Origin of the sequence: Aquabacter cavernae, assembly GCF_003993795.1 — a bacterium.
Classification (GTDB): Bacteria; Pseudomonadota; Alphaproteobacteria; order Rhizobiales; family Xanthobacteraceae; genus Aquabacter; species Aquabacter cavernae.
This window is the reverse complement of sequence record NZ_RWKV01000008.1, coordinates 1,504,639-1,523,590: the sequence shown is the minus strand read 5'-3', so window position 1 is coordinate 1,523,590 and position 18,952 is coordinate 1,504,639. Positions and strand designations below refer to the sequence as shown.

General features: G+C 68.3%; 17 protein-coding genes. 10 read left to right on the top strand and 7 right to left on the bottom strand.

Annotated elements, in window-relative coordinates:
* Nucleotides 1–94 precede the first annotated feature (94 nt).
* Both EJJ38_RS11670 and EJJ38_RS11665 read left to right on the top strand, forming a co-directional pair.
* The gene (locus EJJ38_RS11670) at nt 95–1,411 is read left to right on the top strand and encodes an MFS transporter (RefSeq protein WP_127090220.1); all 1,317 of its coding nucleotides are present in this window, start codon (nt 95–97) and stop codon (nt 1,409–1,411) included.
* 212 nt (nt 1,412–1,623) lie between these two features.
* A complete protein-coding gene (locus EJJ38_RS11665) occupies nt 1,624–4,503 on the top strand; it encodes a DNA translocase FtsK (protein ID WP_245454196.1) in 2,880 nt (959 codons plus the stop codon).
* 176 nt (nt 4,504–4,679) lie between these two features.
* On the opposite strand, the gene EJJ38_RS11660 is transcribed toward EJJ38_RS11665, so the two are convergent.
* The gene (locus EJJ38_RS11660; protein ID WP_127090219.1) at nt 4,680–5,186 is read right to left on the bottom strand and encodes a GNAT family N-acetyltransferase; all 507 of its coding nucleotides are present in this window, start codon (nt 5,184–5,186) and stop codon (nt 4,680–4,682) included.
* A 468-nt stretch (nt 5,187–5,654) separates the two neighbouring features.
* Between EJJ38_RS11660 and EJJ38_RS11655 the strand changes: the two genes are divergently transcribed.
* A complete protein-coding gene (locus EJJ38_RS11655; protein ID WP_127090218.1) occupies nt 5,655–6,023 on the top strand; it encodes a hypothetical protein in 369 nt (122 codons plus the stop codon).
* A 51-nt stretch (nt 6,024–6,074) separates the two neighbouring features.
* Here EJJ38_RS11655 and EJJ38_RS11650 read toward each other — a convergent pair whose 3' ends face one another.
* The 4 genes from EJJ38_RS11650 to EJJ38_RS11635 all read right to left on the bottom strand — a co-directional run bounded on the left by EJJ38_RS11650 (nt 6,075) and on the right by EJJ38_RS11635 (nt 9,218).
* A complete protein-coding gene (locus EJJ38_RS11650; protein ID WP_127090217.1) occupies nt 6,075–6,839 on the bottom strand; it encodes an HpcH/HpaI aldolase family protein in 765 nt (254 codons plus the stop codon).
* A gap of 8 nt (nt 6,840–6,847) precedes the next feature.
* On the bottom strand, nt 6,848–7,630 hold the full coding sequence (gene hpaH / locus EJJ38_RS11645) for a 2-oxo-hept-4-ene-1,7-dioate hydratase (protein WP_127090216.1): 783 nt from the start codon (nt 7,628–7,630) through the stop codon (nt 6,848–6,850).
* 120 nt (nt 7,631–7,750) lie between these two features.
* Entirely contained in the window at nt 7,751–8,122 is a 372-nt protein-coding gene (locus EJJ38_RS11640; protein WP_127090215.1) for a carboxymuconolactone decarboxylase family protein, read from the bottom strand.
* A gap of 109 nt (nt 8,123–8,231) precedes the next feature.
* Nucleotides 8,232–9,218 carry a Bug family tripartite tricarboxylate transporter substrate binding protein gene (locus tag EJJ38_RS11635; protein ID WP_127090214.1) on the bottom strand — a complete coding sequence of 329 codons (987 nt, stop codon included), beginning with the start codon at nt 9,216–9,218 and terminating at the stop codon, nt 8,232–8,234.
* A 146-nt stretch (nt 9,219–9,364) separates the two neighbouring features.
* On the opposite strand from EJJ38_RS11635, the gene EJJ38_RS11630 reads away from it, so the two are divergent.
* Nucleotides 9,365–10,279, top strand: coding sequence for an amidohydrolase family protein (locus EJJ38_RS11630; RefSeq protein ID WP_127090213.1), 915 nt, complete (start codon nt 9,365–9,367; stop codon nt 10,277–10,279).
* Nucleotides 10,276–10,956, top strand: coding sequence for a GntR family transcriptional regulator (locus tag EJJ38_RS11625; RefSeq protein ID WP_127090212.1), 681 nt, complete (start codon nt 10,276–10,278; stop codon nt 10,954–10,956). The genes EJJ38_RS11630 and EJJ38_RS11625 overlap by 4 nt, the downstream gene beginning before the upstream one ends.
* Nucleotides 10,957–11,025: 69 nt before the next feature.
* On the opposite strand, the gene EJJ38_RS20780 is transcribed toward EJJ38_RS11625, so the two are convergent.
* The gene (locus EJJ38_RS20780; RefSeq protein ID WP_274704724.1) at nt 11,026–11,154 is read right to left on the bottom strand and encodes a hypothetical protein; all 129 of its coding nucleotides are present in this window, start codon (nt 11,152–11,154) and stop codon (nt 11,026–11,028) included.
* A 176-nt stretch (nt 11,155–11,330) separates the two neighbouring features.
* On the opposite strand from EJJ38_RS20780, the gene EJJ38_RS11620 reads away from it, so the two are divergent.
* Genes EJJ38_RS11620 through EJJ38_RS11610 form a run of 3 tightly spaced genes read left to right on the top strand, consistent with a single transcriptional unit; the run spans nt 11,331 to nt 13,972 of the window.
* Nucleotides 11,331–12,338, top strand: coding sequence for an ABC transporter substrate-binding protein (locus EJJ38_RS11620; RefSeq protein ID WP_127090211.1), 1,008 nt, complete (start codon nt 11,331–11,333; stop codon nt 12,336–12,338).
* 4 nt (nt 12,339–12,342) lie between these two features.
* Nucleotides 12,343–13,179: an ABC transporter ATP-binding protein gene (locus EJJ38_RS11615; RefSeq protein WP_127090210.1), complete on the top strand. Its 837-nt coding sequence runs from the start codon at nt 12,343–12,345 to the stop codon at nt 13,177–13,179.
* Complete coding sequence (locus EJJ38_RS11610) at nt 13,160–13,972, top strand: ABC transporter permease (protein WP_205666140.1); 813 nt, start codon at nt 13,160–13,162, stop codon at nt 13,970–13,972. The genes EJJ38_RS11615 and EJJ38_RS11610 overlap by 20 nt, the downstream gene beginning before the upstream one ends.
* A gap of 211 nt (nt 13,973–14,183) precedes the next feature.
* On the opposite strand, the gene EJJ38_RS11605 is transcribed toward EJJ38_RS11610, so the two are convergent.
* The gene (locus EJJ38_RS11605; protein WP_127090208.1) at nt 14,184–16,355 is read right to left on the bottom strand and encodes a primosomal protein N'; all 2,172 of its coding nucleotides are present in this window, start codon (nt 16,353–16,355) and stop codon (nt 14,184–14,186) included.
* 277 nt (nt 16,356–16,632) lie between these two features.
* On the opposite strand from EJJ38_RS11605, the gene obgE reads away from it, so the two are divergent.
* Together obgE and proB are read left to right on the top strand one after the other, a co-directional pair.
* Nucleotides 16,633–17,673, top strand: a complete 1,041-nt coding sequence (gene obgE, locus EJJ38_RS11600; protein ID WP_127090371.1) for a GTPase ObgE — start codon at nt 16,633–16,635, stop codon at nt 17,671–17,673.
* Nucleotides 17,674–17,815: 142 nt separating this feature from the next.
* Nucleotides 17,816–18,946, top strand: a complete 1,131-nt coding sequence (gene proB / locus EJJ38_RS11595) for a glutamate 5-kinase (RefSeq protein WP_127090207.1) — start codon at nt 17,816–17,818, stop codon at nt 18,944–18,946.
* The last annotated feature ends 6 nt before the right edge of the window (nt 18,947–18,952 follow it).

Sequence of the window (18,952 nt, the reverse complement as noted above, 5' to 3'; positions counted from 1 at the left end):
GCGGATCAGGGGAATAAGGCGGGATTGGCTGCAGTGCACACCGCGAGATTGTGCATAGCGGTACGGTTTCCCGGCTCAAACGGTGCGAAAATCAATGGCCCAGACCATGTCCACCCTGGAACGCGACGCGAAGCAGATCCATGCCGATAAGGGACATGTGGATCCCGGCGAGATCGCCGTCGGGGTGGTGATCGGCCGCACGTCGGAATTTTTCGACTTCTTCGTCTACGCCATCGCCTCGGTGATCGTGTTCCCGCGCCTGGTCTTCCCCCATGTGGATGCGCTGACCGGCACGCTCTATTCGTTCGCGATCTTCTCGCTGGCGTTCATCGCCCGCCCGTTCGGCACCATGCTGTTCCTGGCCATTGACCGGGCCCATGGGCGCGGGGCGAAGCTCACCACGGCCTTGTTCCTGCTCGGCACCTCCACGGTGGCCATCGCCTTCCTGCCCAATCGCGAGCAGATGGGCGTGACGGTGGTGTGGCTGCTGGCTTTGTTCCGCATCGGCCAGGGCCTCGCCTGGGGCGGCACCTGGGACGGCCTTGCCCCGCTCCTGTCCATGAACGCCCCGGAAGGACGGCGCGGCTGGTACGCCATGCTGCCGCAGCTCGGCGCGCCCATTGGCCTCATCATCGCCAGCCTGCTGTTCGCCTTCTTCGCCGGTCTGCTGAGCGCCGAGGATTTCTATAGCTGGGGCTGGCGCTATCCCTTCTTCGTGGCCTTCGCCATCAACGTGGTGGCGCTGTTCGCCCGCCTGCGCATGGCGGTGACCCCGGAATATGAAGAGCTGTTCAAGCGCGGCGAACTGCAGCCCGCCCCGGTCATCGAGACCATGCGTGTGGAAGGCCGGCAGATCGTGATCGGCGCCTTCGCGCCGCTTGCCACCTTCGCCCTGTTCCACATGGTGACCGTGTTCCCGCTCTCCTGGGTGTATCTGTTCACCATCGAGCGTCCCACGCGCTTCCTCCTGATCGAGGCGGGCGCGGCAGTGATCGGACTTATCGCCGTGGTCGCCTCCGGCTTCATCGCCGACCGGGTGGGCCGCCGCACGTTGCTGGGCGTCTGCGCCATCGCCATCGCGGCCTTTAGCGGCTTCGCGCCGCAGCTGCTGAATGGCGGCGTGGTGGGCGAGATCATCTTCATGACGCTGGGCTTCGTGATCCTGGGCGTGTCGTTCGGCCAGGCGTCGGGCGTGGTCGCCTCCAGCTTCGCGAATCGCTATCGCTACACCGCCTCCGCGCTCACCAACGATCTGGCCTGGCTGTTCGGCGCGGGCTTCGCGCCCTTCGCCGCCTTGTTCATCTCCAGCCATTTCGGCCTGATCTCGGCGGGCGCCTACCTTCTGTCCGGCGCGCTCTGCACGCTTCTGGCGCTGTTCCTCAACCAACAGCTCCAGCCCGCCGGCTCCTGAGCGTCACGCTCCATCTCTGCTCTTCGGCAAGGCGTCGCAAGTTTTTGCGGCGCCTTGTTTTTTGGGCCGAACGCCCGCAGACGCTCCATCCACAGGGCAGGGGAAAAAGCGCCGGTCGGGGCGCGCTCCCAACCTCCCATTAACGGCCATCCCCTATTGCTTGACCTCTGCGCCGGGACCCTGTCTCGCCCGGCATTGGGTCATGGGCTGGCATGTCTGACTGGAACCGCACTCCCGATTCGCTCGATCCAACCTCCGCCTCCTCCGGGGACAGCGGCAGCGGCGGACGGGTGTCCATCTCGCCTTGGGTGGAAGCCGAAGGCCTTCCCAGCTGGCTGCGGCCCTTCAGTCTGGACAGCAATACGCGCTTCACGCGCACACCCGATTCGCTCATTCGCGCCCGCTCTAAGGGCCGGGACGGCGTAATCTCGCCGCTTCCGCCGCTGGGCATGCCGGACATGGGGCTGCCGGAGGCTGTGTTGCCCGAGGGAGGGCTCGCGCAGGACGGATTTTCGGACGGCATGCCGTTGGACGCGGTGCTGTCGGAGATCGCTCCGCCCGCAGAAGGACCGCCCGTTCACCTCGCCTTGCCGGACGATCTGGCCGAGGACGAGGTCTTCATCGACTGGACCGGCGGAAGCTGGGCCGCACGGCAGGCAATATCGGCCGCCGAACCCGACCTTTCGCCTGTGGATGGCGACGGGCAGGGCGAGGGCGACTCTCCTATCGAGGTCGTCGGCGGGTCGTCAGACCTGTCCGCTGCTGAGGACAGCGCCGATGATTCGGTGATGACGGTTCTCGCCGAGCCGGAGACCGCCTGTATTGCAGAGCCGGTACCGGAACAGGAACCGGTTGCGGAACTGCCGGCCGAGCTTATCGAGACGTCCGAGGCCGTGACGGATCGCGTACCGGTGCCCGGCCACATCCTGCGCCTCGCCGGCCTCATTCTGGTGGACCCCGTCCATCTCCCGCGCGCCGAGACGGACCAGGACCTGGCGCCCCGCGTCGAAGCCGCGGTGGAGCCGATCGCCGAAGCGCCGGCAGTGAGTGCCGAGACCTCCTCCATCGAAACCTCCTGCGCCGAAACCTCTTGCGCCGAGTCTGCTTGCGCCGAAATCGCAGCCGCCGAGGCTGAGGGCCTGTTGGCGGAACTGGCGGGAGGCCTGTCGGAGGACCGGGACCAGGAGCAGGACCAGCCCGACACCGCGCCGGAGGCGCCGATCTCCGCCTCGCAGACCGTAGATATGGAGCCGCCCGCAGAGCCGCTCGCGGCCGCGCCCGCCGCGCCTCTGCCGTCGCTCGGCGAAGCCATGGCACCGCCGCCCTTCTTCGGCTGGGGCATGAGCATCGGTGCCGCGCTTGGCTGGCCCATGGCGGGCATGCCCGTGCCTGAGGCACCGTCCGTCCCGGCGATACCTGTGGCCCAAGAGACGCGCGCCCAAGAGACGCGCGCCCAAGAGGCGCGCGCTCAGGATACGCTGTCCCAGGACACCCGCTCCGAGCAGGTGCGCCAGCCGGACGCCCCCGCACCGGAGGCACCCGCTGCCCCGGCTCTGCCCGCGTCCCTGTTCGGTGCCTATGATCTGCCTCCGCTGGAACTGCTCGCGGAGCCGCCGGAGAGCGAGCCGGACTTCGCCTTGTCGGAAGAAGCGCTGGACCGCAATTCGGCCGTGCTCCAGCAGACCCTGCGCGACTTCGGGGTGCGCGGCGAGGTGATCGACGCCAATCCCGGCCCGGTGGTCACCCTCTATGAGTTCGAGCCCGCGCCCGGCACCAAGTCGAGCCGCGTCATCGGCCTGTCCGCCGACATCGCCCGCTCCATGAGCGCGGTGTCCACCCGCGTGGCGGTGGTGGAGGGGCGCAATGTCATCGGCATCGAGTTGCCCAACCAGCGTCGCCAAACGGTGTGGCTGCGCGAGCTTCTGGCGGACCAGAGCTTCGCCGATGCCCGCGGTCGCCTCGGCATCGCGCTCGGCAAGACCATCGGCGGCGAGCCGGTCATCGCGGATCTCGCCCGCATGCCCCATCTGCTGGTGGCGGGCACCACCGGCTCGGGCAAGTCGGTGGCCATCAACACCATGATCCTGTCGCTGCTCTACCGCCTGACGCCGGAGCAGTGCCGCCTCATCATGATCGACCCCAAGATGCTGGAATTGTCGGTCTATGAGGGCATCCCGCATCTGCTGACGCCGGTCGTGACCGATCCCAAGAAGGCGATCATTGCCCTGCAATGGGCGGTGCGCGAGATGGAGGACCGCTATCGCAAGATGGCGCGCCTGAAGGTACGCAACATCGAGGGCTTCAACGCCCGCGTGGCGGAAGCGCGCGAGAAGGGCGAGGTCATCACCTTCACCGTGGACAAGGGTTTCGACAAGGAGACCGGCGAGACATTGGTGGAGGAGGCGACCCTCGACCTCACCGCGCTGCCCTATATCGTCATCATCGTGGACGAGATGGCGGACCTGATGATGGTGGCCGGCAAGGATATCGAAGGGGCCATCCAGCGCCTCGCCCAGATGGCCCGCGCCGCCGGCATCCATCTGGTGATGGCGACCCAGCGCCCCTCGGTGGACGTGATCACCGGCACCATCAAGGCCAATTTCCCCACCCGGATCTCCTTCCAGGTGACCTCCAAGATCGATAGCCGCACCATCCTCGGAGAGATGGGTGCGGAGACCCTGCTGGGGCAGGGCGACATGCTCTACATGGCCAATGGCGGGCGCATCACCCGCGTCCACGGCCCCTTCGTCTCGGACGGGGAGGTGGAGCATGTGGTGGCGCACCTGAAAGCCCAGGGGCGGCCGGAATATCTCGACGCCGTCACCGCCGCCGCCGAGGAGGAGGAGGCGGACGAGGACAGCGCCGTGTTCGACCGCACCGCGCTTGGTGCCGAGGACGGAGGGGACCATTACGAGCAGGCGGTCGCCCTGGTGATGCGCGACCGCAAGGCGTCCACCTCCTACATCCAGCGGCGCCTGCAGATCGGCTACAACAAGGCCGCCAGCCTCATGGAGCGCATGGAACAGGAAGGCATCGTGGGTGCCGCCAACCATGCGGGCAAGCGCGAGATCCTGGCGGCCCGCCCGGCCTGACGGCGGGGGTATTAAGCGCTTTCCGCCTCGGGCGTTGCGGTCTTGCCATTTCCCCCTCCCCAACCCTCTCCCGCTTGCGGGGGAGGGTTGGGGAGGGGGCAGAGAGCAGAGGGTGTGAACAGGGCCCAGCCGGGATGCAAAGACCCGCGCCCGGTCGAAACCCCCGATCCCCGCCTTTACGCCGCCGGAAGGCCGCGGGCGGGGCCGCTCACGCCTGCGAAGGCGTTATCCTGCAGTTCCGCCACCAGCAGGCGGGCAGGGTCCACCGGGCCGGGAAGCGTGATGCGGCCGGGCGGCACATGCTTGAAGCCGAAGCGGCTGTAATAGGGGGCGTCGCCCACCAGGACCACGAGCGTATGCCCGGCGGCCTTCGCCGCCTCCAGGCTCACGTCCATGAGCCGCGCGCCGATGCCCACCGAGCGGAACGGCGGCTCCACGGTCAGCGGACCCAGCAGCAGGGCAGGGGTATCGCCGATGGCGATGGGGGTGAGCCGCACCGAGCCCACCATCATGGTGCCCACATGGGCCGTGAAGGAGAGCGCGAGGTCGTGGGACGCCTGCTCCCGCAGCCGGAAGGCCGTGCGGGTGAAGCGGCCGGGACCGAAGGTCCGCCGGTGCAGCTTCTCGATGGCGTCGGCGTCCTGGGGGATTTCCGGCGCGAGGGCGATGGGAAGTTCAGTCATTTTGGAAAACCGGGCAGGGGCACATGGTCCCGCTCCGGCCGGGGCGGCCGGTCAGGCGGGCAGGTGGAGGCGCGCGCGAAGGCGCGAGGCTCCCGATCGTCGTCGCTGCACCCTTAAGACCATGGCGTGTGCCGGATCCCGTTAGACAGATCATGCGGCCCGAAGGCTGAGCGCCGATAGCACGGGGCGGAATGGGGGTCCAGAGCCTGATCCCATCGGGCAGAACGGACCTGACCGATGAAACAGCCGCCAAAGCAGTGGTCGGGCGCGATTCCCGTGTAAGCTGTGCGGTGGGGCCAGCTTCGCGCAAGCCGATCTTGGGATGAAGGGGACGGCCACGGAAAGCCGCATGCGCACCGTCGGCCGGAAGGAACACGGGACACAAGCCGGTGTCGGTCGGCAAAAGCCGGCCGGAGCGGGTCGTTTGAACCGATCAGGAGAGACTGCACGGGTCCCTGGAGCCGAGGCATGGAAGAGATCAACCGACTGGCGCGCAACACCGTGTTCCGAGCCTGCGGCTATGCCGCGGTCGCGATTGCCGCCGTCATGGCCGGGCTCAGCTATAATCCGCGCCTTGCCTTCCAGATGGGCGGCATCCTCTGCCTGGTCCTTGCCCTCGTCCTCATTCTCAAGACCACCGGCCTCGACACCTCCGAGGAGCGCTCCACCGAGAGGATCGGGTTGCAGCCCGAGCCCCTTCATGGCGCCGACAGCCAATTGCGGCGCATGGTCTCCACAGCCCTGAAGGACGCCTATTTCCTGTTCGCGCGCCACGCCGCCGCGGTTTCGGGGACGCTGCTCGCCATCTCCCTCTGCCTCGGCTATCTCGTGGCCTAAGGCCGCCGGTCATGCCCGGCGGCCGGACCTTGTGTTTCTGCCGCGCGTCCGTCAGGCCGTGAAGCGCTTGGCAAGGGCGTCGGCGGCATTGCGCAGCAGGCCGAGATCGGCCCCCACCGCCACGAAGCTGTAGCCCCATTCGATGAAGCGCCGGGCCTCGTCCTCGTTTGCGGTGAGGATGCCCGCCGGCTTGCCCAGCGCCGCAAGGCGCGTCGCCGCGTCCTTGATCACCGCCTGCATTTCGGGGGACGACCAGTTGCCGTAATGGCCATAGGAGGTGGAAAGGTCGGCGGGGCCGATGAAGATGCCGTCCACGCCCTCCACGGAGGCGATGGCCTCCAACTGGTCCATGGCCTCGCGCGTCTCCACCTGCAGCAGGACGGAGATTTCGCTCTCGGCCTTCTGCAGATAGCCGGGCACGCGGCCATAGCGGCTGGCGCGGCCCGAACCCGTCACGCCCCGGAAGCCGGCGGGCGCATAGCGCGCGGCGGCGACGGCACGGCGGGCCTCTTCCACATCCTGCACATAGGGAATGAGCAGGCCCGGCGCGCCGATATCCAGCAGGCGCTTGATCTGCACCGGATCATTGGAGGAGGGGCGCACGATGGGCGTGGCGGTGCCCCCGCGCGCCGCCTGGAGCTGGGTGAGCACGGCGGGCAGCTCGTTGGGCGAGTGCTCGGTGTCCAGCAGCAGCCAGTCGAAGCCGGAATCCGACACGACTTCCACGGTGATGTTGCTGCACAGGCTGCACCAGAGGCCGATCTGGCGCTCGCCCTTCGCCAAGGCGTGCTTGAAGGCGTTGCGCGGAAGCTCCATGGCGGGCCTCAGACGAACTGGACGGCGACGGAGCCGAGCGGGCCGAAGTCCGCATGCAGCGTGTCGCCTTTGGCGGCGAAGACCGGCCGGGTGAAGGAGCCGGAGAGCATCAGGTGGCCGGGCTCCAGCACCGTGCCGAAGCGGCCCACCTTGTTGGCGAGCCAGGCGATGGCCATGGCCGGATGGCCGAGCACGCCCGCCGCGAGGCCGGTCTCTTCGATCTCGGAATTGCGATAGAAGACCGCGCCCACCCAGCGCAGGTCCACGTCGGTCGGACGCACCGGGCGGCCGCCCAGCACGATGCCCGCGCCCGCGCCGTTATCGGCCACGGTGTCGGTGATCTTGCGGGGGTTCTGCACGCGCGCATCGATGATCTCGATGGAGGGCACCACCCATTCGGTGGCGCGCAGCACGTCCACGAGGCCGATGCCGGGGCCCTTGAGCGGCTCCTTCAGGATGAAGGTCAGCTCCGGCTCCACGCGCGGCACGCAGAAATCCTCATGGCGGACCTTCGCGCCGTCGTTCAGCAGCATGTAGTCCAGCAGATGGCCGTAATCCGGCTCGTCGATCTGCGAGGAGGCCTGCATGGCCTTGGAGGTGAGGCCGATCTTGTGGCCGATGAGCTTCGAGCCGTTCTTCACCTTGTGTTCCATCACCGCCGTGGAGATGGCGTAGGAATCCTCGATCTCGATATGCGGATAGGTGATGGACAGCTGGGTGGCCTGCTTGCGGTCCGCCTCGGCCTTCAGGAGGATTTCGACGGCGGCCTGGCGCTCGGCTTCTGTGAGCATGGGTGTCTCCGGTCACGCGGGGCGCGCGGGGGCGCCTCAGTCTGGAAAGGTCATTCTTGGAGGATCATTGGGCAATGATCACTCTGGCAAAAATGCCTTGGTCAAAGATGAGTGTTCAGATCACTCGGGGAACAGGTTCGCCAGGATTTCGCCGGCCATGTTGAAGGCGGCGACGCCCCGGAACAGCGCGGCGATGCCGGCGGCGGCGTGCAGCTCTTCCAGCGTCGCGCCGGCCTTGATGGCGGCCTTCGCGTGGTTGGCGGCGGCTTCCGAGGTCTGCACGAGGAGGATGGCGAAGCACATGAGCTGCACCGACTTCTGGTCCAGCGCGTCGGGCGTGAGCGCGGCGATGCGCCAATCCTCGATGGCAGCGACCAGGTCGGGATCCACCCGCATGCCCAGCTTGAGGCGCTTGGCGATCTTGGGCGGCGTGAAGCCGATCATGTCTTCGTAGCGGCGTTCAAAATCTTGGAGGCTGGGGCGCTCGGTCATATGGCTCTCCCGCAAAGAAAGGGTTGGAGGCCGGCCTGGAAACAGGCCGGCCTCCGGGCCGGGAACCGCAGCAGCTGTCAGGGCATGCGTAATGCGGCTCCGGTCGGGATCAGTCGAGCTTCACGCCCGCCTCGGTGACGACCTTGCCCCACTTGGTGCTTTCGGTTTCCAGGAACTTGCCGAAGGCAGGGCCGAACAGGGTGCCGGGCTCGGCGCCCAGGTCCGTGAACTTCTTCACGGTCTCGGGCTGGGAGAGGGCGGCCTTCACGCCGGCGATGAGGGTGTCCATCACCGCCTGCGGGGTCTTGGCCGGGGCGACGATGCCGAACCAGGCCGAGGCGTCGAAGCCGGGCACGCCCGCCTCGATCATGGTGGGCAGCTCGGGGAAGAGCGCCGAGCGCTGGGTGCCGCACACGGCGAGCGCGCGGATCTTGCCCGCATCCACCTGGGGGCGCACGGCGGGCATGTTGTCGAACATCACCGGGATGTGGCCGGCGACGAGGTCGTTCATGGCGGGGGCGGCGCCGCGATAGGGCACGTGCTCCAGCTTGATGCCGGCCAGCGTCTCGAACAGCTCGCCCGCCAGGTGGTTGGTGGTGCCGTTGCCGGAGGAGCCGTAGTTCAGCTTGCCGGGCTCGGCCTTGGCCAGGGCCACCAGTTCCTTCACCGAATTGACCTTGAGCTGCGGGTTCACCGCCAGCACGATCGGAACGTTCGCCACCAGCGCGATGGGGGCGAAGTCCTTCAGCGGATCATAGGTGAGGCTCTTGTAGAGCCAGGAATTGATGGCGAGCGGGCCGGGCGCGGAGAGCAGCAGGGTGTAGCCGTCCGGCTCGGCGCGGGCCACTTCGCCGGCGCCCACGTTTCCGCCCGCGCCGGAGCGGTTGTCCACGATAACCGGCTGCTTCCACTGCTGGGAGAGGTTCTCGGCCAGCAGGCGCGCGATCACGTCATTTGAGCCGCCCGGGGGGAAGGGGACGACGATGCGGACCGGGCGATCCGGGAAGGCGGCAGCGGCCGGGGCGGCGGAGATGCCGGCGGCAGGCACGGCGAGTGCCAGGGCCGCCAGGGCAAGGAACGAGCGACGAGCAAGCATGACCTCTCCTATCAAATTATCATCGATTTTTCTGAAATCATCGATTTATCTATTTACACGCCGCCGACCCGTCGTCAAATGCATCATGTTCGCCGGCTTGCGGCCCGCCGCGGGCTGGAAAGCCCATTGGACTTGAGACCCTTTTCATGACCGTCGATGCCCCCCCGCTGCGTCCCCAGCATGCCTGCCCCGGCCCCGACCGGGCGCCGAAGCGGCCGCGTTTCACCCTGCCGCGCGGGGCGTGCGACACCCATGTGCATGTCTTCGGCCCCGCCGCGCGCTTCCCCTTCAGCCCGCAGCGCTCCTACACGCCCGAGGACTGCACCCTGGAGGATTTGGATGCCCTCCATGCGACACTGGGCATCGACCGGGCGGTGATCGTCCATGGCGGGGCGCACGGCACGGACAACAGCGCCACCCTGGACGCGCTCGACCGCGAGCCGGAGCGCCTGCGGGGCGTCGCCGTCATCCCCTCGGGCCTGCCGCGCGCGGAATTGGTGGACATGGACCGGCGCGGCATGCGCGGCTGCCGCATGTCCACGGTGGTGAGCGGTGGCGCGTCCTTCGACCATCTGGAGCGCCTGTCCGCCGAGACGCTGGATCTGGGCTGGCACCTGGTGCTGCATTTCAACAAGGCCAGCGAGTTGGTGGATGTGGCGCCCCGGCTGGAAGCCGTCCAGAGCCCGTTCATCCTCGACCACATGGCGCGCATCGGCGGCGCGGAGGGCGTGGATTCGCTGCCCTTCAAGGTGCTCATGAGCCTCCTGGACACCGACCGCTGCTATGTGAAGCTGGCGAGCCTCTATCGCTTGTCCTCGGAGCCCTATCCCCACGCCGACATGCTGCCCATGATCGAGCGGGTGGTGGAGGCGCGGCCGGACCGGGTGATCTGGGGCAGCAACTGGCCCCATCCCATCTGCCCCGTGCCCATGCCCAATGACGGGGATCTGGTGGACCTCATCCCCCTGTGGCTGCCGGATGCGGAGGCCCAGCAGCTGGCGCTGGTGGAGACGCCGGCAAAATTGTACGGTTTCGGCCCCCTGAATCAGGATCCCGCATGACCGATCTGCGCACCCTCGACGTTTCCGGCAGCACCACGCTTTCCTCGACCCTGGTCGCGCGGGTGCGCGATGCCATCATGAGCGGGGAATTGATGCCGGGCGCCAAGCTGGTGCTGGACCGCATGCGCGCGGCCTATGGCGTCTCGCTCAGCCCGCTGCGCGAGGCCCTGTGCCGGCTGGAGAGCGAGGGGCTGGTCCAGATCGAGGACCAGCGGGGCTATCGCGTGGCGCCGGTCTCCAAGGAGAATCTGGCCGAGGTGATCCGCCTGCGCGTGGAGTTGGAGGGCCTTGCCGCCCGCGAGGCCATGGCGCTTGGGGACGCCGCCTGGGAGGCGCGCATCCTGGGCGCGCTGCATGTGCTCAGCCGCATCCCGCGCGAGGAGCCGTCCACTGCCGAGCAGGAGGATTGGGGGCGGGCGCACCGCGCCTTCCATGCGGAAATCATCTCCGCATGCCGCATGCCCATGCTGCGCCAGTTCTGCGAGACGCTGCACGACCAGTCGGACCGCTACCGGCGCATTTTCCTGAAGGGCCACAAGCCGGACCGGGACGTGCCGGCGGAGCATGCCGCCATTGCCCATGCCATGATCGAGCGGCGCGCGGAAGATGCAGTGCGCCTGCTGCGCGACCATATCGAGCGCACCGGCCGCAATATCCAGGCGACGCTGCCCGCCTGACCATTTCCTTTGAGACTGATTTGGTCTCCCCGGCCGTCCATGCGCGGCCGGGCTGCACGCTGCTGCGCGCTATTTCGGCAGCGGCTCGACCCCGCACGCGCCGGGCTTCCCGCCGAACCAATTCCCGCACTTGTCGCAGGCGGACACCGACAGGCCGAGCGCCACCACCAGGGCGATGCGGATGAAGTTGCTGCGCAAGACGGACACTCCCGGTTCGGATCGTTCCGGAACCTAGGCCATCGGGCGCCGATTTGCACCCGTAGACAAAAATACGAGTCATATCTGTAATTAATATTTAATCCATAAATAAAATTGACTTTATGGAATTACTGGATATTCGTCGAGGCATCCTCAGTCCTCAACGGAGAGCAACCATGCGCGTTCGTGCGCTTCTGGCCCTCGCGGCGGCCGTCGTGCCCGCGCTCGGCCTCTGGACCCCGGCCCCGGCCCGGGCGGAAACCAATGAGCTGCGCATCGCCCAGCAATTCGGCATCGCCTATCTGCCGCTGATCGTGGCCAAAGAGAAAAAGCTCATCGAGAAGCACGCGGCCGAAGACGGCCTGCCCAATCTGAAGGTGGAATGGCTGCGTCTCTCGGGCGCCGCGGCCATGAATGACGCGCTGATCTCCGGCGGGCTTGATTTCGCCACCGCTGGCATCGCCCCGGCCATCCTCACCTGGGACAAGCTGCGGGGGAGGGCGGACATTTCGCTGGTGTCCTCGCTCGGCTCCATGCCCAACGTGCTCACCACCAACAATCCCAAGGTGAAGACCCTCAAGGACTTCACCGAGGCCGACCGGATCGCGCTGCCCTCCGTGAAGGTGGGCTTCCAGCCCATCGTGCTGCAGATCGCTGCCGAGAAGGCGTTCGGCAAATATGACAAGCTCGACGATCTCACCGTGAGCCTGCCCCACCCGGACGCCACCACCGCGCTGCTCTCCGGCACCGGCGGCATTACCGCCCACTTCACCTCGCCGCCCTTCTTCGAGCAGCAGCTCGCCAGTGGGAAGGTGCACGAGGTGCTCAACAGCTATGACGTGCTGGGCGGCCCCCACACGTTCAACGTGGTCTATGCCACCAAGAAGTTCGTGCAGGACAATCCCAAGGTGGTCGCGGCCTTCGTCGAGGCGCTGGACGAAGCCAACGCCTGGATCAAGGCGAACCCGGAAGACGCGGCCAAGCTCTATATCGCGGCCGAGAATTCCAAGCTGGCCCCGGCCTTCGTGGAGAGCATCATCCGCGATCCGCAGATCAACTTCACCACCGCGCCCGAGCGCGTCGATACCTTCGCGGATTTCGAATACCGCATCGGCCTCATCAAGCAGAAGCCCACCTGGAAGGACCTGTTCCAGCCCGGCCTGCACGCCAAGGGCGGGAGCTGAGGCGGTGCCGCAAGGCCAACAGGATGCGCGGGCGCCGGAGGTTCCGGCGCCCTTGTCCGTTTCGCGGGTGACGCTCCGCTACCAGACGGAGAAGGGCCTCGTCACGGCGGTGGAGGATGTCTCCTTCACCATCGGCCGGGGCGAGCGCCTCGCGTTGCTGGGGCCTTCGGGCTGCGGCAAGTCCAGCCTGCTGCGCGCGGTGGGCGGCTTCCTCAAGCCCGCCTCCGGCGCCATCCTGCTGAACGGCGCGCCCGTGAAGGGGCCGGGGCCGGACCGCATGGTGGTGTTCCAGGAGTTCGATCAGCTTCTCCCCTGGCGCACGGTTTCCGGCAATGTGGAATTCGCCCTGCGCCGCGCGCGCGGCCTGTCCGCCGCCGCCGCGCGGAGCGTGGCGCGCGACTGGATCGGCCGGGTGGGCCTCGCCCGCTTCGCCGATGCCTTTCCCCATACCCTGTCGGGCGGCATGAAGCAGCGCGTCGCCATCGCCCGCGCCTTCGCCGTTCAGCCCGCCATCCTGCTCATGGACGAGCCCTTCGCGGCGCTCGACGCGCTCTCGCGCCGCCGCATGCAGGATGAACTGCTCGCTCTGTGCGAGGAGACCGGCGCCACCACGCTGTTCGTCACCCATGCCATCGACGAGGCGGTGCATGTGGGCACGCGGGTTCTCGTGCTCTCGGCCCATCCGGGCCGCGTCGCGGCCGAGTACCCCGTGTCCGGCGAGGCCGCCCGGCGCGGCACCGCCGCCTTCGCCGCTTTGGAGGCGGAGATCCAGTCGCGCATCTTCGGCAGCGAGCCCCTTTCCTCCGATGCGGAGGCAGACCATGTCCTTGAGCACGCTTGACGCCGTCGCCCCACGCCGGCTGCCCACCTTCAGCCCCGGCGCGCGCCAGGTGGTCATCCTGGTGGCGCTGGCGGCCATCTGGGAAGCCTATGCGCGCTATCTCGGCAATTCGCTGCTGCTGCCGAGCTTTACCGAGACCGCTGAGGCGCTCTGGAGCGTCACGCGCAATGGCGAGCTTCCGGGCCGGATGGTGGCCTCGCTGTCCGTCCTGCTCACGGGCTACGGCATCGGCATCGGCATCGCCGTGGTCATCACGGCGCTGGCGGCGCTGAACCAATGGGGCGAGAGCTTGCTGAGCCTGCTCACCTCCATGTTCAACCCGCTGCCCGCCATCGCGCTCCTGCCCATCGCGCTGCTCTGGTTCGGTGTCGGCACGAGCAGCCTCACCTTCGTCACCGTCCATGCGGTGCTCTGGCCTTTGGCGCTGGCCTGCCATGCGGGGTTCCGCGCGGTGCCGCAGACCTTGCGCATGGCGGGGCGCAACATGGGCCTGTCAGGACCGTCTTATGTGTTCGCGCTGCTGGTTCCTGCGGCGCTGCCCTCCATCCTCTCGGGCCTGCGGCTCGGCTGGGCCTTCGCGTGGCGTACCTTGATCGCAGCCGAAATGGTGTTCGGCGCCAGCGCCCGCTCGGGCGGGCTCGGCTGGTTCATCTTCACCAACCGCGCCCAGCTTGAGACGGCCAATGTCTTCGCGGGGCTGCTGGCGGTGATCCTGATCGGCCTCGTGGTGGAGACGGTGATCTTCTCCACCCTGACCCGCCTCACCGTGCGGCGCTGGGGGCAGGAGGGGTAGGGGAGCTTGCCTGTCTATTTGGGACGGGGCGCTGCTTCCCCCTCCCTACCCCTCCCCCGCAAGCGGGAAAGGGAACCTGTCGTGCCGGCTTCGAAGCAATCCCTCTCCCCCAGCGCGCCATCACTCCCTCTCCCGCTTGCGGGGGAGGGTTGGGGAGGGGGTAGACGCGCGTCCCCCGACGGACGGGACGTGCGCTTAAGGAGAGCGCCCCTCACATGAAGCTGATGGGGTCCACGTCGATGGCGACGCGGGTATTCCCCGTCACTTTGGGTGCTGCCGCGTTCCAGGCGCGCAGATAGGCGGAGAGGTCGAAGCCGCGCGGCGCGCGCACCAGGAGCCGCCAGCGGTGGCGGCCGCGCAGCACCGCCAGGGGCGCTTCTGCCGGACCCAGCACGCGCACCCCTTCCACCACGGGCGCGCAGGACGCGAGGCGGCGGGCATGGGCTTCCGCCGCATGGGCCTCGCTCGCCGAAATGACGAGGCTCGCGAGCCGCCCGAACGGCGGAAGGTGCGCCTCCTCCCGCGACCCGATCTCCGTTTCGTAGAAGCCGGCGCGGTCGCCCTTCACCAAAGCCTGCATCACCGGGTGCTCGGGCATATGGGTCTGGAGGAAGCCGCGCCCCTCCGCCGCCCCGCGCCCGGCCCGGCCCGCCACCTGGTGGACCAATTGGAAGGTTCGTTCCGCCGCGCGCGGGTCGCCCTGGCCGAGGCCCACATCCGCGTCCACCACCCCTACCAAGGCGAGGCCGGGGAAATTGTGGCCCTTGGCCACCAATTGGGTGCCGATGACGATGTCCACCTCGCCGCGTGCCACCGCGTCCAGCTCCGCCCGCATGCGCTCGATGCCGCCCGTGAGGTCCGAGGAGAGGACGAGGCTGCGCGCCTCCGGGAACAGGGTCTGCACCTCCTCCTGAAGGCGCTCCACGCCGGGGCCGCAGGGAATGAGGCTGTCCTTGGCGTTGCAGCTTGGGCACGCCTCCGGCACCGGCGCCTGATAGCCGCAATGGTGGCAGGAGAGGCGGCGGCGGAAGCGATGCTCCACCAGCCAGGCGGAGCAGGAGGGGCATTTCATGCGATGCCCGCAGGAGCGGCAGAGCGTCAGGGGCGCATAGCCGCGCCGGTTGAGGAACAGCAGCGCCTGCCCGCCGCCCTCCACCGTCTCGCCCATCTCCTGCGCGAGACGCGGGGAGATCCACCGCCCGCGCGGCGGGCCCTCCTTGCGCAGATCGATGGGGGCGAGGCCCGGCACCTTGGCGCCACCAAACCGTTCCGGCAGAGCGAGTCGCCCATAGCGGCCCCGGCGGGCGTTCACTTCCGTCTCGATGGAGGGGGTCGCGGAGGCCAGCACGATGGGCGCGCGGGCAAAGCGCGCGCGCACCACCGCCATGTCGCGGGCGTGGTAGCAGACACCCTCATCCTGCTTGTAGGCGGGGTCGTGCTCCTCATCCACGATGACGAGGCCGAGATCCTGGAAGGGCAGGAACAAAGCCGAGCGTGCCCCGGCCACCACCTGCACCTCGCCCTTGGCCACCCCGTTGAGGATGCGTGCCCGGCGCTTGGTGGAGACGCCGGAATGCCATTCGGCGGGCTTCACCCCGAAGCGACGGGTGAAGCGGTCGAGGAAGGCCTGGGTGAGGGCGATTTCCGGCAGCAGGATCAGCGCCTGCCGCCCTTCCGCCAGCGCCGCCGCCACCGCCTCGAAATAGACCTCCGTTTTGCCCGAGCCGGTGACGCCGTCCAGCAGGCGGACGCTGAACGCCTTGTCCGCCACCGCCTGCCGCAGCTCCGCAGCCGCCTCTTCCTGGGCGGGGGAGAGGGTGGGGGTGGAATGGGTGGGGTCCGGCCGCTCCGCAGCGGGCTCGGGGGGGAGCACGACGGTCTCCAGCACCCCTTCGTCCACGAGGCCGTCCACCACCGAGGGCGAGACCCCGGCTTCCCGCGCCGCTTCGCCCTTGCCCCGCACGAAGCCATCAGCCAGGAGCGCCAGCAGCTTGCCCCGCGCCGCCGTCATGCGCACCGAGTCCCGCCCGGTCGCCCGCACGCCCACCCGCTCGCGCTGGGGGCCGGGGCTCTCCCCATGCCGCAGCGCCATGCGCAGCACCATGCCCTTGGGAGCGAGGGTGTAGTCCGCCATCCAGTCGATGAGCTTCATGAGGTCTTCGGGCAGGGGCTCGAAGTCGAGCTTCGCCTTTACGGACTTGAGCTTGGCCGTATCAACCGTGCGCGCCCCGCCGCCCGGCCACACGCACCCCACCATGCCCCGCGTGCCGAGGGGCACATGGACGAGGTCTCCCGGTTTCAGCGAGAGATTTTCCGGAACAAGGTAGGAATATGGTGTGTCCAAACCGAGCGGGAGCAGGACATCGACGGACTGAATGCTCATGTTCTTCTTTTGGTCTGGACGGGCCGAAAGGTCAAAGGGGTTGGCCACCGGGCCGTGAGGGCTTTTCAACAGACCCATGAGCAGGCGCTTGGCCCTCATGCGGGTGCTCGCCGAAGGCCTTCTACGGCTTCCTTCCGAACGGCATCGGCCGCTCGCGCCTCGGGCCTGTGCGGGACCGGCTGGAACTGAGCCACGCTCCCTCATCTGAAAGCCCTCATGGACGCCTGAGGCGAGGGATGCTCTTGCTTTGCGCGCCGCGCGCGTCTACCTCCAGGCCATGAAATTCCTCGATCAAGCCAAGGTCTATGTGCGCTCCGGCGATGGCGGGGCGGGCTGCGTCTCGTTCCGGCGCGAGAAGTTCATCGAGTTCGGCGGCCCCGATGGCGGCGACGGCGGACGCGGTGGCGATGTCTGGGTCGAGTGCGTGGACGGCCTCAATACGCTGATCGACTATCGCTACCAGCAGCATTTCAAGGCCAAGAAGGGCGACCACGGCAAGGGCGCCAACCGCACCGGCGCGCGCGGCTCGGACATCATCCTCAAGGTGCCTGCCGGAACCGAGATCCTCGACGAGGACGAGGAGACGGTGCTCGCCGACCTCACGGAAGTGGGCCAGCGCATCAAGCTGCTGGAAGGCGGCAATGGCGGCTTCGGCAACGCCCAGTTCAAGACCTCCACCAATCAGGCGCCGCGCCGCGCCAATCCGGGTCTCGAAGGCCAGGAACGCTGGATCTGGCTGCGCCTGAAGCTGATCGCCGATGCCGGTCTCGTGGGCCTGCCCAATGCGGGCAAGAGCACGTTCCTGGCGGCCACCACGGCGGCGAAGCCCAAGATCGCCGACTATCCCTTCACCACCCTCCATCCCGGCCTCGGCGTGGTGCGGGCGGACGGGCGCGAATTCGTGCTGGCGGACATTCCCGGTCTCATCGAGGGCGCCCATGAGGGTGTCGGCATCGGCGACCGCTTCCTCGCCCATATCGAGCGCTGCGGCGCGCTGCTCCATCTGGTGGACGGCACGTCCGAGCATGCGGGCAAGGCCTACAAGACCGTGCGCGCGGAGCTGGAAGCCTATGGCGCCGGGCTGGAGGACAAGCCCGAAATCGTGGCCCTCTCCAAGATCGACGCGCTTTCGCCCGAACTGCTGAAGCAGCAGAAGGAGCGCCTCCAGCGCGCGGCGAAGAAGAAGCCCATGCTCATCTCGGCCCAGTCGGGCCAGGGCGTGCAGGAAGCGCTTCGGGCGCTGCTGGATGTCGTGGCGGCCACCCGCGCCGAAGAAAAAAAGGCAGCGGCCAAGCCGAAGGAAGCGTGGCGACCGTGATGCAGCCCCGCGCACCGCGCGCCGGGGCTGGACGAATGCGGCGGCTGCAGGGCTGAACGGCCCGGGCGGCGGCCGTGCCCTCTGTTCGCGCGGCCGTGCTTGGAGTATCGAGACGGCCCCGCTCCACCTGAAAAGCGCCGCCGTGACCACTCAGACGCCCGCCCTCGCCGATTTCCGCCGCATCGTCATCAAGGTCGGCTCCGCGCTGCTGGTGGATTCCGCGCGCGGCAAGGTTCGCCTTGCCTGGCTCACCTCGCTGGCCGAGGACATCGGCGCCCTGCACAGGCAGGGCAAGGAGATTATGGTGGTCTCCTCCGGCGCCATCGCGCTGGGGCGCACCGTGCTCTCGCTGCCCAAGGGGCCGCTCAAGCTGGAGGACAGCCAGGCGGCGGCAGGCGTGGGGCAGATCGCGCTGGCGCGCACCTGGGCGGAAGTGCTCGCCCATGAGGACATCACCGCCGGGCAGATCCTGCTGACGCTGGGCGACACGGAAGAGCGGCGACGCTATCTCAACGCCCGTTCCACGCTGGCGCGCCTCATGGATTATCGCGCGGTGCCGGTCATCAACGAGAATGACACGGTGGCCACCTCCGAGATCCGCTACGGCGACAATGATCGCCTCGCGGCCCGTGTCGCCACCATGGCCAGCGCCGACTTGCTGGTGCTGCTGTCGGACATTGACGGCCTCTACACCGCGCCGCCCGCCCAGGACCCGGACGCGCGGCATATCCCCGTGGTGCCGCGCATCTCCGCGGAGATCGAGGCCATGGCGGGAGCGGCGGGCTCGGAACTCTCGCGCGGCGGCATGCGCACCAAGATCGAGGCGGGCAAGATCGCCACCTCCGCCGGCACCCACATGGTCATCGCCTCCGGACACGGGAAGAACCCGCTGCGCGCCATAGCCGAGGGCGGACGCTGCACCTGGTTCCTCACCGGCGCCACGCCCGCCCGCGCCCGCAAGGCCTGGATCGGCGGTGCGCTGGAAGCGCGCGGGGTGCTGCATCTGGATGCGGGCGCCGTGAAGGCGCTGCATCGCGGCGCGAGCCTGCTGCCCGCAGGCGTGGTGCGCGTGGAAGGCGCCTTCGAGCGGGGCGATGCGGTTCTGCTGCGCGGACCCGACGGTGCGGAAGTGGGGCGCGGCCTCGTCGCCTATGACAGCGACCATGCGGAACGCATCATCGGCCGCTCCACGGCGGAGATCGAGGCCATCCTCGGCATGTCCGGCCGGGCAGAGATGATCCATCGCGACGACATGGTGGTCGGCGCGCCCTGATCCCAT

Excerpts from the sequence above, each read along its gene's own strand:
- EJJ38_RS11670 (WP_127090220.1), top strand. The coding sequence starts at position 95 with ATGGCCCAGACCATGTCCACCCTGGAACGCGACGCGAAGCAGATCCAT.
- EJJ38_RS11665 (WP_245454196.1), top strand. The coding sequence starts at position 1,624 with ATGTCTGACTGGAACCGCACTCCCGATTCGCTCGATCCAACCTCCGCC.
- EJJ38_RS11660 (WP_127090219.1), bottom strand. The coding sequence starts at position 5,186 with ATGACTGAACTTCCCATCGCCCTCGCGCCGGAAATCCCCCAGGACGCC.
- EJJ38_RS11655 (WP_127090218.1), top strand. The coding sequence starts at position 5,655 with ATGGAAGAGATCAACCGACTGGCGCGCAACACCGTGTTCCGAGCCTGC.
- EJJ38_RS11650 (WP_127090217.1), bottom strand. The coding sequence starts at position 6,839 with ATGGAGCTTCCGCGCAACGCCTTCAAGCACGCCTTGGCGAAGGGCGAG.
- hpaH (WP_127090216.1), bottom strand. The coding sequence starts at position 7,630 with ATGCTCACAGAAGCCGAGCGCCAGGCCGCCGTCGAAATCCTCCTGAAG.
- EJJ38_RS11640 (WP_127090215.1), bottom strand. The coding sequence starts at position 8,122 with ATGACCGAGCGCCCCAGCCTCCAAGATTTTGAACGCCGCTACGAAGAC.
- EJJ38_RS11635 (WP_127090214.1), bottom strand. The coding sequence starts at position 9,218 with ATGCTTGCTCGTCGCTCGTTCCTTGCCCTGGCGGCCCTGGCACTCGCC.
- EJJ38_RS11630 (WP_127090213.1), top strand. The coding sequence starts at position 9,365 with ATGACCGTCGATGCCCCCCCGCTGCGTCCCCAGCATGCCTGCCCCGGC.
- EJJ38_RS11625 (WP_127090212.1), top strand. The coding sequence starts at position 10,276 with ATGACCGATCTGCGCACCCTCGACGTTTCCGGCAGCACCACGCTTTCC.
- EJJ38_RS11620 (WP_127090211.1), top strand. The coding sequence starts at position 11,331 with ATGCGCGTTCGTGCGCTTCTGGCCCTCGCGGCGGCCGTCGTGCCCGCG.
- EJJ38_RS11610 (WP_205666140.1), top strand. The coding sequence starts at position 13,160 with ATGTCCTTGAGCACGCTTGACGCCGTCGCCCCACGCCGGCTGCCCACC.
- EJJ38_RS11605 (WP_127090208.1), bottom strand. The coding sequence starts at position 16,355 with ATGAGCATTCAGTCCGTCGATGTCCTGCTCCCGCTCGGTTTGGACACA.
- obgE (WP_127090371.1), top strand. The coding sequence starts at position 16,633 with ATGAAATTCCTCGATCAAGCCAAGGTCTATGTGCGCTCCGGCGATGGC.